This window comes from Micromonospora peucetia (assembly GCF_900091625.1).
Lineage (GTDB): Bacteria > Actinomycetota > Actinomycetes > Mycobacteriales > Micromonosporaceae > Micromonospora > Micromonospora peucetia.
Map to the genome: position 1 here is coordinate 1,151,671 of NZ_FMIC01000002.1, position 13,154 is coordinate 1,164,824.

Sequence of the window (13,154 nt, forward strand, 5' to 3'; positions counted from 1 at the left end):
GAGCCGCGCCGAAGTCCGGCCCGTTTCGGAGGGTGCGAGGCTGCCGTGACGGGACTGCCACCGGCGGGCTGGTGCCAGGTACAGCTGTCGGGGCGCGATGAGGTGTCGCGGGCGCTGTCGAGCTGCCCCGTCGATAGGACCGCCAGGGGATGGGCGGTGCGAACGCTGCCCCGATGGTCGATCGGAAGCCGGGCTCCCCAACGACCATCAGGCTCCTCGGGAGTCCGCTCCTCGCGGATCCGCTCTCGGGAATCGGCTCTCGGGAATCGGCTCTCGGGAATCGGCTCTCGGGAGTCCGCTGGCGTAGCGGTCGGTAGCGTTGCCCCATCTGTGCGGGCAGCTCGACAGTGGGTTACGGACGTCCGTGTCGACCACGGACCGTCGCACCGCCGGCGACGGTCTCCGGTGCCCGCCAGACCTGCCCGGCGTCCACGTGCAGGCGGCCACGTGGCCAGACCGTCGCCCGGGCCGGCGTACACCGTGCCCCATAGGGGCCTTCGACGCGCGGGCTGGTGGCAGCGGTCATCGCCAGCACGCGGTGCGGCCCTGGAGGTGTGTCCGGTCGCGTGGCCAGGGCGGATTCCCCCGATCCACGCCTCGACCCCGGCGGCCGTTCCCCGGCGGCCGTTCCCCGGCGACCCGGAGCCGACGCGGCCCCGGCCAAAGCCCCGGCCGAAGCCAAAGCCCGGCCGAGGCCGCCGCCGATCTGGTCTCAGCTACGGCGGGCGGTCTCGACCAGGAAGGGCGTGCCCTGCTGGCAGGTCGTGAGCAGGTCGCGCTGGACCCGGCCGGTGACCGTGACCTTCGCGCCCGACGTCAGCACGTCACGCGGGCCGCCGACCAGCAGGTAGTTGTCGAGCAGCAGGCAGTTGGGCTCCACGCCGGAGGTGACCGTCCCGGTCAACGTGGTGCCGCCGGCCGGCGGCGACGTCGTCGGCCCGCCGGAGCCCTTCGGGGGCGGGGGCAGGGCTGGACCGGTCGGGTCGACCGGGTCGCTGGGGGTCGGTGGGACGCTTGGATCCGGGCTGGGCGGGCTGGTCACCGGCTGCGCTCCCGTCGGGGTGGGGGTAGGGGTGTCGCCGATACCGTCCTGGCCGCCACAGGCGCTCAGCGCCACGCAGACGGCCAGCGCGGAGACGGCAAGCCGAAAGGTCCTCATACCTGTATCCGACGCAGCGGGGCCGCGCGCCGTTCCCGCCGGTCAGCCACGGGCCGCGGCGGCGGCCTTCATGTCCCGCTTGAGCTCCTGCGGCAACGAGAAGGTCAGCCGCTCGTTGGCGGTCACCACCTCGTCGACGTCGGTGAAGCCGCGCGCGGCGAGGTGGGCGAGCACCTCCTGGACCAGTTCGTCGGGGACGCTGGCACCCGAGGTCAGGCCGACCGTGCGCGCCCCCTCCAGCCACGCGTCGTCGATCTCGTACGCGAAGTCGACGAGGTGACCGGCGCGCGCGCCGGCGTCCAGGGCGACCTCGACGAGGCGTACGGAGTTGGAGGAGTTGGTCGAGCCGACGACGATCACCACGTCGCACTCGGGCGCGATCTCCTTGACCACGTGCTGCCGGTTGGAGGTGGCGTAGCAGATGTCGTCGCTGGGCGGCGACTGGAGCATCGGCAGCCGCTTCTTGAGCCGGGCCACCGTCTCCAGCGTCTCGTCGACCGAGAGGGTGGTCTGGGAGAGCCAGACGACCTTGTTCGGGTCGCGGACGGTGATCCTGTCGGCGTCCTCGGGCCCGTCCACGAGCTGGATGTGCTCGGGGGCCTCACCGGAGGTGCCGATGACCTCCTCGTGCCCCTCGTGGCCGATCAGCAGGATGTCGTAGTCCTCGGCGGCGAACCGCTTCGCCTCGTGGTGCACCTTGGTGACCAACGGGCAGGTCGCGTCGATCGCCCGCAGCGAGCGGCTCCGGGCCTGCTCGTAGACCACCGGGGCGACCCCGTGCGCGGAGAAGACGACGGTGGCGCCCTCCGGCACCTCCTCGTTCTCCTCCACGAAGATCGCACCCTGGGCCTCCAGGGTCTGCACGACGTGCTTGTTGTGCACGATCTGCTTGCGTACGTAGATCGGGGCGCCGTAGAGCTTGAGTGCCTCCTCCACGGTCTGCACCGCGCGGTCCACCCCCGCGCAGTAGCCGCGGGGCTTGGCCAGGATCACGCGCTTGCCGGTCCGGGACGTCGCTTCAGCCTGAGTCACCCACCCATCGTACGTGCCGCCCCAGAGGCCGACACGGGACGCGACCCCCACCACCCGGTCCCGCCTCCCCCCTTGTTGATCATGAAGTTGTCGCCCGCGACACGCCGTTGGCGGCACCACAACTTCATGATCGACGGCGCTGGGGGCGGCGGGTCGTAGGGTGGGCGGGTGAGCACAGGCGAGGTGGGGCGGAGCACATCCGAGGAGCCGTGGCCGGTCCGGGTGGTCAGCCAGAAGGTCGGCGCCTGGATCGCCCGGCTGGGCTGGGTGTGGGTGGACGGGCAGGTGGCGCAGATCAGCCGCCGGCCTGGTGCCAGCACCGTCTTCCTCACCCTGCGGGACCCGTCGGCCGACCTGAGCCTGACCGTCACCACGAACCGGGACGTCCTCGACTCCGGCGCGCCTGAGCTGCGTGAGGGCGCCCGGGTGGTGCTGCACGCCAAGCCGGAGTTCTACGCCGCCCGGGGCACGTTGAGCCTGCGCGCCGACGAGATCCGGCAGGTCGGCCTCGGCGAGCTGCTGGCCCGGCTGGAGAAACTCAAGAAGCTGCTCGCGGCCGAGGGGCTGTTCGACCGGGCGCGCAAGCGCCGGCCGCCGTTCCTGCCCAACCGGATCGGGCTGATCACCGGCCGTGCGTCGGCCGCCGAGCGGGACGTGCTGACCAACGCCGGCCGGCGCTGGCCGGCGGTGGAGTTCCGCACCGTCAACGTGGCCGTCCAGGGGCCGAGCGCGGTCCCGCAGATCGTCGACGCGCTCAAGGTGCTCGACGCCGACCCGACCATCGACGTGATCATCATCGCCCGGGGCGGGGGTGGCATCGAGGACCTGCTGCCCTTCTCCGACGAGGCGCTCTGCCGGGCCGTCTTCGCCTGCCGTACCCCGGTGGTCAGCGCCATCGGTCACGAGACCGACACGCCGCTGGTCGACTACGTCGCCGACCTGCGGGCCTCGACGCCGACCGACGCGGCCAAGCGGGTGGTACCCGACCTCACCGAGGAGGTACGCCTCATCCGGCAGGCCCGACACCGCCTCGAACGCGCGGTTCGTCACCTGGTGGATCGCGAGTCGCACCGACTCGACGGGCTACGCTCCCGTCCGGTGCTGGCCCGCCCGCAGGTGATGGTCGACCAGCGGGCCGCCGACCTGACCGGGCTGCGGCAGCGGGCCGGGCGCTGCCTGGACCACCGGCTCGCCGCCGCCGACGACGACCTGCGGCACACCCTGGCCCGGCTGCGCGCCCTCTCCCCCGCCGCCACCCTCGACCGGGGCTACGCGATCGTCCAACGCGCCGACGGTCACGTCGTGCGCGCCGCGTCCGAGGTCGGCAAGGGCGACCCGCTCCGGGTACGCCTCGCCGACGGCGAGCTGGCCGCGACGGTCGACGGGTGAACGGAGCGGGGATCACGATGTGGTGGGATGGCAGCGATGACTGACGAGAAGAAGGACGAACAGCTCAGCTACGAGCAGGCCCGCGCCGAACTGGCGTCGGTGGTCGAGCGGCTGGAGGCCGGCGGCACCACGCTGGAGGAGTCGCTGGCGCTCTGGGAGCGCGGCGAGAAGCTCGCCGACACCTGCCAGCGCTGGCTCGACGGCGCCCGCGCCCGCATCGACGCCACCCGCCAAGCCCCCACCTCCTGACCCGCCCTCCGCTCCTACCGCACCCCTGGCCCCACACCATCTTCTGCCCCACGCCCGCCTGCCCCGCACGCCGACGCGTGATCGACCTGACGGGGCAGGGCGGGGGCGGGGGTCAGTTGAACAGGTTGTAGAGCTCGGCCGGTGCCTCAACCACCTGGTCCGCCGGCGGCTTCTGCGCGGCGGTGGCACTGCCGTAGTCCGCGTACGTGATCTTGATGTCCTGCGCCTTCGTCTGGCCGGCGGCCGGGATCTGGATGACCATCTCGGTGAGCCGGCCCTGCGGGTCGAGCTTCGCGGTGAACGGCACCGACTTCGCCTGCGCCCCGAGGGCCGTGATCACGGTCGGGTCCACCGAACCCGCCTCCGCCGCCTTCGACACGTCGATGGTGCCGGCGTACGCACCCTCGCCCGTCTGGCGTACCTCCGTGATGCCCTGCGTCAGCACCTCGCTGCCGGCGGGATCGACCTTGTCGAAGTCGAAGCCGAGGTTCCGGTTGCCCTTGATCCGGGTCTGGTCCAGGTGCTGGTACTTGCCGAGGTTGAGCTTCTGCACGCCCGGCACACTGTTGGCGGTCGCGCCGCCGAGCTCGACCTTCACCCAGCTGTCCGGCTTGTAGTGGACCAGGTCGAGCTTCATGAACAGGTCGTCGGTCGGTTTGCCGACCGTCACCCGCATCTCGGCGCTCTGGGTGGGCTCGTGCACCCGCCCCTCGGCGGTCGAGCCGACACCGGACATGGTGAACCGGAAGTTGCCGTTGCTGATCTCGCGGGTCGAGGCCAGCAGCGCCTGCTTGGCGTCACCGGACCCCGGGGCCGCGCTGCCGGATGCCGCAGGCGTGCCGGACGCCGAGACGGTCGGGGTGGCGGACGATCCCGCCGTCGGGGTCCCGTCGGCGTTGCAGGCGGCCAGTCCGGGAGTGAACAGGGCGGCGGCCACCAGGCCGGCGCTCAGGCGTCGAACGGTCATGCGTGTCTCCCACGTGGGTCACCCGACGCACCTGTCGGCGGCCGGAACCGGGCGACGCACCACATCGGCTGCGCCGCGCGAACCCAGCGGGGCCGGCTGCCGGGGCGACCGACCCGGGTTCGCTCCACTCCTGTTCCCTGTCGCCGCGTCGCACAATCACCGTTGTGTCCGGTTGCCCCGGTCGGGTGACCCCGGAACGCGGAAACGGGGCGGCCGAGGCCGCCCCGTTTCCACCGTCCGGTGTTAGTTCTTGAACATCTCGTAGGTCTCGTCGGACGCCTCGACCACCTTGTCGGCCGGCGGCTTCTGCGCGGCGGTGGCGCTGCCGTAGTCCGCGTAGGTGACCTTGATGTCGTGCGCCTTGGTCTCACCGGCGGCCGGCACCGAGATCACCAGCTCGGTGAGCCGGCCCTGCGCGTCCAGCTTGGCGGTGAAGGGCAGCGCCTTGGCCTGCGCGCCGAGGGCCTTGACCGTGTCGGCGTCCAGGGCGGAGGAATCGGTCGCGGCGGACGCGTCGAGCTTGCCGGTGTAGCTGCCCTCGGCGGTCTTCTGCACCTCGGTGATGCCCTTGGTCAGCGTCGCGCTGCCGGCCGGGTCGACCTCCTCCATGTAGCGGCTGAGCTCGCCGGCGCCCTTGACCTTGGACTGGTCGAGGTGCTGGTACTTGCCCTTCGTCTTCTCCGCGCCCGGGATCATGGCGCCCAACTCGCCGAGGTCGAGCATCACCCAGCTGTCCGGCTCGATGTAGATCAGCTCCATGCCCATCGACGTGCCGGAGCCGTCGTCGAACTTCATGCTGAACTGGGCGCTGTTGCTGGGCTTGTGCACCAGGCCCTTGCCACTCAGGCCGTCGCCGGACAGCGTGAAGGTGAAGTTGCCCTTCTCGATCTCCTTGGTGGAGGCGAGCAGCGCCTCCTTCGGGTCCGCCGGAACGGCCACCTCGGACGAGCCGCCGCCGGCAGCGGGCTCGGAGGCGTCCGACTTGCAGGCGGTCAGGCCGGGAACCAGCAGCGTGGCGGCGAGCACGCCGATACTCCACCGTCGAATGTTCACAATTGTCTCTCTTCGCGAAACGGAAAGCACCCGACCAACCAGGGTCGCCGGGCAGTGGGCCGGGGCAGCGTAGCCGATCCCCCCGACGTCTGGGGGGCAGCGGCGGAGCCGGCTAGCGGATCGCCCCGGCCAGCTGTCGCAGCTCGTTGTCCCGGGCGTCGCCGATCACGATCACCGTCCGGTCCGGTTCGAGCAGCACCAGCGCCTGCTCGTTGCCCCGGGCGGTGTAGCGCTGCCAGGTAAGCCCGCCCAGGTCGGTCTGGCCCTGCGGCTGCCCCTCGGCGGTCAGCTCGGTCGGCAGCAGACGCTCCGGCGGCACGCTGCTCTGCACCAGCTGGGCACCCCGACCCTCCGGAGTCAGGTAGCCGAGGCGGAGGCTCGACCCGCCCTCGACGGTCTGGAAGTTCGCGGTGACCGTACGCCACCCGTCGTCCAACTCCGCCGGCTCGCTGACCGGGAAGGCGTTGGCGGCCCGCGCCGACTCCAGGGCGGGCACCGGATCGACGGTCGACGGCTGGTCGCCGCCGAGGAACCCCCGGTAGAAGGCGAGCAGCAGGGCGATCGGGATCAGCAGCACGAGCAACGAGATCGCCATGTCCTTCGGCGAGCGTTCCGACTTGCGGGTGTCGACCGCGGGCGGCGGCGCGGGCCGCTCGCCGGTCTCCGCCGGGCCGTCTGGCGGAGCCGCCCGGGGAGCGTCGGCGGGCTCGACCAGCGCCGGCTCCCCCTCCGGTACGGCGGCGGTCCGGCTCGGGACGACCGGCGGCTGGCCGTCCGGCGGGGTCGAGTCGGCGGGTACGCGATCGGCAGGCTGTGCGGGTTCCACCCTGCCATCTTCGCAGCCGCCCGACCGGCCGTATCCAGGCCATCACCGCCCCGGCCCGGCGCCGGGTGAGCCATCGTGTGAGGATCAGCGACAAAGCCGGCAGCGGCGACGCCGCACCCTGCCGCCCCGCAACGTCGCGAGGAGGAGCCGTCATGACGAACACCAGGACGCGGATCCCACAGGATCTCGACCGCAACCTCGCCCTCGACCTGGTCCGGGTCACCGAGGCCGCCGCGATGGCCGCCGGTCGCTGGGTCGGCCGGGGCGACAAGGAGGGCGGCGACGGGGCCGCCGTCGACGCCATGCGCAAGCTGATCAACTCGATCCAGATGCGCGGTGTCGTGGTGATCGGCGAGGGCGAGAAGGACAACGCCCCGATGCTCTTCAACGGTGAACAGGTCGGCGACGGCACCGGCCCGGAGGTGGACGTCGCCGTCGACCCGGTCGACGGCACCACGCTGATGAGCAAGGGCATGCCGAACGCGGTGGCGGTGCTCGCCGTCTCCGAGCGGGGTGCGATGTTCGATCCGAGCGCGGTCTTCTACATGGAGAAGCTCGCCGTCGGGCCGGCGTACGCCGACGTGGTGGACATCAACGCCGGGGTGGCCGACAACCTGCGCCGGATCGCCAAGGTCAAGGGCACCGACGTCTCCGAGGTGACGGTCTGTGTGCTGGACCGGAGCCGCCACGACGACCTGGTCACCCAGATCCGCCGGGCCGGGGCGGGCATCCGGTTCATCTCCGACGGGGACATCGCCGGCTCCATCGCCGCGGCCCGGGGCGAGTCGGGCGTCGACGTGCTGATGGGCATCGGCGGCACCCCCGAGGGCATCATCTCCGCCTGCGCGCTGAAGTGCATGGGCGGGGCGATGCAGGCCAAGCTCTGGCCGCGCGACGCCGCCGAGCGCGAGAAGGCGCTCGCCGCCGGACACGACCTGGACCGGGTGCTGGGCACCGACGACCTGGTCACCGGGGACAACTGCTTCTTCGTGGCCACCGGCGTCACCTCCGGTGACCTGCTGCGGGGCGTCCGTTACCAGGCCGGCGGGGCGTACACCCAGTCGATCGTCATGCGGTCGAAGAGCGGGACGATCCGCGTGATCGACTCGTACCACCGGCTGGAGAAGCTGGCGCTCTACTCGGCGATCGACTTCGACGGCCGTCCCCTGGCCGAGCAGGAGTGAGCCTCGCCGGGACGCCGGCCCCACTGGCCCCGTCGGCGACCCGCCGGATCGCCGGCGTGGGTCTCGCCACCGCCTCCGGGCTGGCCGTGGCCGTGCAGTCCCGGATCAACGGCGAGTTGGGCGTACGCCTGGCCGACGGGATCGCCGCCGCGGTGGTCTCGTTCGGGCTGGGCCTGCTGGTGCTGCTGGTGCTGGTCCCCGCCACCCGGGGTGGGCGACGGGGGCTGGCCGCCCTGCGCGGCGCGCTCACGGACGGCACGCTGCGGCCGTGGCAGTGCCTCGGCGGGGTGTGCGGCGCGTTCCTGGTCGCCACCCAGGGGCTGACCATCGGCACCCTCGGCGTGGCGGTCTTCACGGTGGCGGTGGTCGCCGGCCAGTCTGGCAGCAGCCTGGCCGTCGACCGGGCCGGGATCGGCCCGAGCGGCCGTCAGGCGGTCACCGGCCAACGGCTGGCCGGCGCGGCGCTGACCGTGGTCGCGGTCCTGCTGGCCGTCGGCGACCGGCTCGGCGACCCGGGCACTCTCGGGCTGGCCCTGCTGCCGCTGCTCGCCGGGGTGGGCATCGCCTGGCAGCAGGCGGTCAACGGCCGGGTACGGATGGCCGCCGGCAGCGCGCTGACGGCCACGCTGGTCAACTTCACGGTCGGCACGGTGGCCCTGCTGGTCGCGTTCGCCGTCAACGTCGCCGTACGCGGCTGGCCGGCGGGCAGCCCGCCGGCCGAGCCCTGGCTCTATCTCGGTGGGCCGATCGGGATCGTGTTCATCGCGATCGCCGCCGCGATCGTCCGGTTCACCGGCGTGCTGCTGCTCGGCCTGGCCACGATCGCCGGGCAGATCGTCGGCGCCGTACTGCTGGACCTGCTGCTGCCCACGGCGGCCTCCCGCCCGGGGCCGGTCACCCTGCTCGGCGCGGCGCTGACCCTGGCCGCGGTCCTCGTCGCCGCCCTCGCCCCACCGCCCCGCTGACCGGGTCGGCGGACGCGTTGACCAACCGGGCCGCCCGCCAGCCCAGCAGGAGCCCCGGCACGGTGGCCGCCACGGCGAGCAGCACTGCCGTGCGGGTGTACGCGGGCCGGCCGTAGAGCCAACCGACCAGCGGCAGTGCGGTCAACGCCAGGGTCAGGGCGGCGGCCAGCAGCACCTCCAGGGTCCACCGCCGGCGCGCGCCGCGCAGGCCGGTCGGCGCCAGGACGGAAAGCAGCAGCAGGGGAAGCAGGACCGCGGCCAACGCGACGAGACTCAACTCCCGGGTGAACAGCGGGTCCGACCAGGTCGTGGCCAGCAGTACCCAGGCGGCACTCCCGAGCGCCGCCAGGGGGAGGGGCTGCCAGCGGGTGGCGCCTCTCCGCAGCCCCACCCGCACACCCGACACGGCAAGCACCGACACGGCCAGCGTGAGCCCCAGGGCCAGGGCCAGGAGCAGATCATCCTGCCGGTCCGCCGGGGTGCTCCGGCCGAGTGCCGGCGGCCGCCCGTCGAACGGGTATCCACCCTTGCGGGCATCGACGAAGCCGAGCCGTTCCCAGGCCCCGTCGGGCCGGCGGATGGCGAACCCGTCCCGGCCGTTGGCCACCAGCACCACGTGCCGGCCGTCGCCGGTGTCCCGCACGGTCAGCTCCTGCGTGGCGATCCGCTCCCCACGCGGCCCCGGGTCCGGGTACTGCCGGCGGAGGACAGCCCGTTGCGCCTCGGTTGCGCCCCAGGCCGGGCGCCAGCTCCGACCCGCGTCGTCGCTCTGTTCCACGGCGAGCCGGCCGGGGACCACCCGGTAACAGCCCGTCGGCGTGGCGGTCGAACAGCTCCGGCTGACGGGGCCGGCGACCAGCCCGTTCCTACCGGCCAACGCGTCAGCCTCGCCCGGTGTCGGATCGCGCCACGTCGCCCCGGCGTCGTCGCTCACCTGCCAGCCGGTTCCGAAGACATGCGTGTCGTAGCCGGAACTGGTGCCGGCCGCCAACTGTTCGCCGAGGACCACCGCCCGGACGGCGTCGGGGTAGTGGACGGGGCTGGTGGCCGCCACCGCCAGCGTCGCCGCCGGCAGCAGCACCACCAGGCGGACCAGCCGCGCCGAGCGCCCCCGCACCGGTTCGCGCCGCGCCCGCAACCAGCTCCACCACGCGAGGGCCAGCGCCGGCAGGGCGAGCAGGTCGGTGCGGTCCGCCCGGATCAGCGACGGCCCGCTGACCACGCTCCACGCCGCGGAGACCACCGCGGCGGCGTACCCGCTGGACTTGACGATGGTGAAGCCTGCGGCGACGAGACCGAGCCCGACCGCGACGGCGCCGCGGGCCGGCAGCCGTGGCGCCAGCAGCGTGAGCAGCACCGCGACCAGCGGCGGCGCGAGGACCAGCCCGGCGACGTCGCTGAGCTTCCCGGTCAGCAGGCCGGGAAAGGCCGCCTTGAGCAGGTGGTCGTTGACCACGAGCAGGACGAGAGCGACGACCGTCGCGGGGTGGCCCAGCCAGGCCAGGGTCGCCGGGGCGCCGTCGCGGTGCCGGGGTGGGGCGCTCATCGGCCCACGATCACAGCCACCGATCTCGATTTGGGCACGGCCGGGGCAGCATCCGGTACCGGTGCGTCAGGTGCCGTCGGAGGAGTGCCCGGGGAACAGGTGCGCGCTCGGGTCGATGGCCACCGCCGCGTTGTTGACCGCCGTGGCGGCCTCGCCGAAGCCGGTCGCGATCAGCCGCACCTTGCCCGGGTATTCGGTGATGTCGCCGGCCGCGAAGACCCGGGGCAGGTTCGTGGCCATCGCGCTGTCGACCAGGATGTGCCGGCGGTCCAACCGCAGCCCCCACCCGGCCAGCGGGCCGAGGTCGGCGGTGAAGCCGAGGGCGGCCACCACCGTGTCCACCGGCAGCAGTTCCGCCGCGCCGCCGCGTACGGTGATCTCGGCCCCGGTGACCGCGCCGTCGCCGTACAGCCCGGTCACCTCGGCGTTGACGATCACCCGCACCGGCAGCTCCAGCACCCGGGCGACGGTGGCGGCGTGGGCCCGGAACTTCTCCCGCCGGTGCACCAACGTCACCGAGCGGGCCAGCGGCTGGAGCGTCGACGCCCAGTCGAACGCGGAGTCGCCGCCGCCGACGATCAGCACGTCCCGGTCGGCCAGTTCCGTCGGCTGCGGTACGAAGTAGACGATCCCGGTGCCGACGAAGTGCTCCGCCACCGGCAGCGGGCGGGGCGTGAAGCTGCCCAGCCCACCGGTGACGATCACTGCCCCGCACCGGAGCTGCTCGCCCCCGGCGAGACCGAGCACCGGCCGCCCGTCGGCGTACGAGAGCTTCTCGGCGCGCGCGCCGAGCAGGTAGCACGGGTCGAAGGGAGCCGCCTGGGCGACGAGGTTGGCCACCAGGTCCCGCCCCTTGACCGCCGGGAAGCCGGCCACGTCGTGGATCAGCTTCTCCGGGTACATGGCGGTGATCTGACCGCCGGGCTCGGGCAGCGCGTCGACGACCGCGACGGAGAGCCCGCGGAATCCGGCGTAGTACGCCGCGAAGAGCCCGGCCGGACCGGCCCCGATCACCGCGACATCGACCTCGCGCATGGGCGTACCGTCGCTTTCCGCTCACGGATCAACGCGTGCTGATTCCGACGGTAGGGTCGGCGGTGCCCCCGGGCAAGCATGTCCCACCGGATCGCACGACACCGGCGCGTCGGCGCCGGCCGGTCGGCCCGCCGGCTTCGTGCGGGTCAGGGCATGGTGAGGGTGGACTCCGAGCGGTACGGCCCGCCGAGGTCGCCCCGGCGGCGGCGGAAGATGATCGCGGCGACCACCCCGCCGAGCAGCCCGAACAGGTGCCCCTGCCAGGAGATCCGCTCGTCGGTGGGGAGGATGCCGACCAGCTGCCAGCCGTAGAGCAGGCCGACCAGCAGGAAGACCGCGAAGTTCCACCAGCTCCGTTCGACGATGCCCCGGGTCAGCAGGATGCCCAGGTAGCCGAAGATGACGCCGCTCGCACCGACGACGACGGAGGTCGACGAGCCGGTGAACCACACCCCCAGCCCGCTGACCAGGATGATGACGAGCGTCGACCAGAGGAACCGGCGGGCACCGGCGGCGAGCACGAAGGTGCCGAGCAGGATCAGCGGGATGCTGTTGCTGTAGAGGTGGTCGAAGCCGTGGTGCAGGAACGGCGAGAAGAAGACCCCGTCGAGCCCGTCGATGCGCTTCGGGATGATTCCGGCGGTGGCGTCGAGGCCGAACGCGAGGCCCTGGTCGAGGGCCTCGATGAGGAACAGGAACGGCACCACCGCGCACATGGCGACGAAGGCCCGGCCGAGCGCGGCGTAGAACGCCTCGGTGCCGAACCGGTGCGGGTCGCCGCTTCCCGGGTGCAGGTTCACCCGTCAAGAGCTATCAGGTGATGGGCTCCGCCGCCACTTCTGCGGCGATCCTTACCCGGAACGACGAGGGCGGGGTGTGTGGACGTCCACACACCCCGCCCTCGAACGTCGGTCAGTACCAGCCCACGTCCTGGGAGTGCGCCCAGGCCTTGCAGGGCGTGCCGTAGCGGCCCTCGATGTAGCCGAGGCCCCACTTGATCTGGGTCGCCGGGTTGGTCTGCCAGTCGCTGGCGACGGAGCCCATCTTGCTGCCCGGCAGCGACTGCGGGATGCCGTACGCCCCGGACGAGGAGTTGCGGGCCTTGTGGTTCCAGCCGCTCTCCTTGTTCCACAGCTTGTTCAGGCAGGGGAACTGGTCCATCCCGAAGCCCGCCTTCACCATGAGGGCGCAGCCGACCTCACGGTTGCCGCTGAACTCGGCGCAGGACGCCGGGATCGGCCCGTCGTACGGCTTGCTCTCGGCGGCCTTGGCGGCCTCGGCCTTGGCGGCGGCCTCGCGGGCCTTCTTCCGCGACGCGGCGGCGGCCTCGGCCTGGCGGGCGCGCTTCGCGGCCTCCTTGGCCGCCTCGGCCGCCCGCAGCTTCGCCTGGTACTCGGCGGACCGCTGCTTCGCGGACTGCACCTGGTGGGCGGCCTGCCGCTCGCGCTGGTACTCGAACTCTGCCTGCTCGACAGCGACGCCGACCTGTGCGGTCAGGCCCTGCTGCTGGGTCTGTCGGTCTTCGCCCAGGTATACGCCGCCGGCAACGCCCACTGAGAGCAGCGCGACAGCGGCCGTACGGGCGCCGAACCGGCTCCACAGCCGACTCACGAAGTGGTCCCTTCGTCGGGTGCAAGGACACGGCGCGGGGCGGCATTCCAGGTGGGATGCGTCCGCGCCGCAAGCGCCCCGACCCGGTGCCGGTCACAGCCGACGTACCCCGGTGGAGATGCTGGCGTGTCCTGTGAC

13 protein-coding genes are annotated in these 13,154 nt (G+C 72.8%); 4 read left to right on the plus strand and 9 right to left on the minus strand.

Features of this window, described 5'->3' with window-relative positions:
• Positions 1-712 precede the first annotated feature (712 nt).
• Together GA0070608_RS05380 and GA0070608_RS05385 are read right to left on the minus strand one after the other, a co-directional pair.
• Positions 713-1,159 carry a hypothetical protein gene (locus GA0070608_RS05380; RefSeq protein ID WP_091622698.1) on the minus strand — a complete coding sequence of 149 codons (447 nt, stop codon included), beginning with the start codon at positions 1,157-1,159 and terminating at the stop codon, positions 713-715.
• 42 nt (positions 1,160-1,201) lie between these two features.
• Entirely contained in the window at positions 1,202-2,191 is a 990-nt protein-coding gene (locus GA0070608_RS05385) for a 4-hydroxy-3-methylbut-2-enyl diphosphate reductase (RefSeq protein ID WP_091634338.1), read from the minus strand.
• Positions 2,192-2,359: 168 nt separating this feature from the next.
• Between GA0070608_RS05385 and xseA the strand changes: the two genes are divergently transcribed.
• Complete coding sequence (gene xseA, locus GA0070608_RS05390) at positions 2,360-3,580, plus strand: exodeoxyribonuclease VII large subunit (RefSeq protein ID WP_091622701.1); 1,221 nt, start codon at positions 2,360-2,362, stop codon at positions 3,578-3,580.
• Between the two features lie 36 nt (positions 3,581-3,616).
• The gene (locus tag GA0070608_RS05395) at positions 3,617-3,829 is read left to right on the plus strand and encodes an exodeoxyribonuclease VII small subunit (RefSeq protein ID WP_091622704.1); all 213 of its coding nucleotides are present in this window, start codon (positions 3,617-3,619) and stop codon (positions 3,827-3,829) included.
• 112 nt (positions 3,830-3,941) lie between these two features.
• Here GA0070608_RS05395 and GA0070608_RS05400 read toward each other — a convergent pair whose 3' ends face one another.
• The 3 genes from GA0070608_RS05400 to GA0070608_RS05410 all read right to left on the minus strand — a co-directional run bounded on the left by GA0070608_RS05400 (position 3,942) and on the right by GA0070608_RS05410 (position 6,675).
• Entirely contained in the window at positions 3,942-4,796 is an 855-nt protein-coding gene (locus tag GA0070608_RS05400) for a hypothetical protein (RefSeq protein ID WP_091622707.1), read from the minus strand.
• A gap of 243 nt (positions 4,797-5,039) precedes the next feature.
• Positions 5,040-5,849, minus strand: coding sequence for a hypothetical protein (locus GA0070608_RS05405; RefSeq protein WP_091622710.1), 810 nt, complete (start codon positions 5,847-5,849; stop codon positions 5,040-5,042).
• Positions 5,850-5,961: 112 nt separating this feature from the next.
• A complete protein-coding gene (locus tag GA0070608_RS05410; RefSeq protein WP_091622713.1) occupies positions 5,962-6,675 on the minus strand; it encodes a DUF4245 domain-containing protein in 714 nt (237 codons plus the stop codon).
• A gap of 152 nt (positions 6,676-6,827) precedes the next feature.
• On the opposite strand from GA0070608_RS05410, the gene glpX reads away from it, so the two are divergent.
• Together glpX and GA0070608_RS05420 are read left to right on the plus strand one after the other, a co-directional pair.
• Complete coding sequence (gene glpX / locus GA0070608_RS05415) at positions 6,828-7,859, plus strand: class II fructose-bisphosphatase (protein WP_091622717.1); 1,032 nt, start codon at positions 6,828-6,830, stop codon at positions 7,857-7,859.
• Complete coding sequence (locus GA0070608_RS05420) at positions 7,856-8,824, plus strand: DMT family transporter (protein ID WP_091622720.1); 969 nt, start codon at positions 7,856-7,858, stop codon at positions 8,822-8,824. The genes glpX and GA0070608_RS05420 overlap by 4 nt, the downstream gene beginning before the upstream one ends.
• On the opposite strand, the gene GA0070608_RS05425 is transcribed toward GA0070608_RS05420, so the two are convergent.
• The 4 genes from GA0070608_RS05425 to GA0070608_RS05440 all read right to left on the minus strand — a co-directional run bounded on the left by GA0070608_RS05425 (position 8,754) and on the right by GA0070608_RS05440 (position 13,016).
• Complete coding sequence (locus GA0070608_RS05425) at positions 8,754-10,370, minus strand: hypothetical protein (protein ID WP_091622723.1); 1,617 nt, start codon at positions 10,368-10,370, stop codon at positions 8,754-8,756. The genes GA0070608_RS05420 and GA0070608_RS05425 overlap by 71 nt on opposite strands.
• A gap of 66 nt (positions 10,371-10,436) precedes the next feature.
• Complete coding sequence (locus tag GA0070608_RS05430) at positions 10,437-11,405, minus strand: NAD(P)/FAD-dependent oxidoreductase (RefSeq protein WP_091622726.1); 969 nt, start codon at positions 11,403-11,405, stop codon at positions 10,437-10,439.
• Between the two features lie 146 nt (positions 11,406-11,551).
• Positions 11,552-12,205 carry a rhomboid family intramembrane serine protease gene (locus GA0070608_RS05435; RefSeq protein WP_091622729.1) on the minus strand — a complete coding sequence of 218 codons (654 nt, stop codon included), beginning with the start codon at positions 12,203-12,205 and terminating at the stop codon, positions 11,552-11,554.
• 112 nt (positions 12,206-12,317) lie between these two features.
• Positions 12,318-13,016 carry an aggregation-promoting factor C-terminal-like domain-containing protein gene (locus tag GA0070608_RS05440; protein ID WP_091622732.1) on the minus strand — a complete coding sequence of 233 codons (699 nt, stop codon included), beginning with the start codon at positions 13,014-13,016 and terminating at the stop codon, positions 12,318-12,320.
• Between the last annotated feature and the right edge of the window lie 138 nt (positions 13,017-13,154).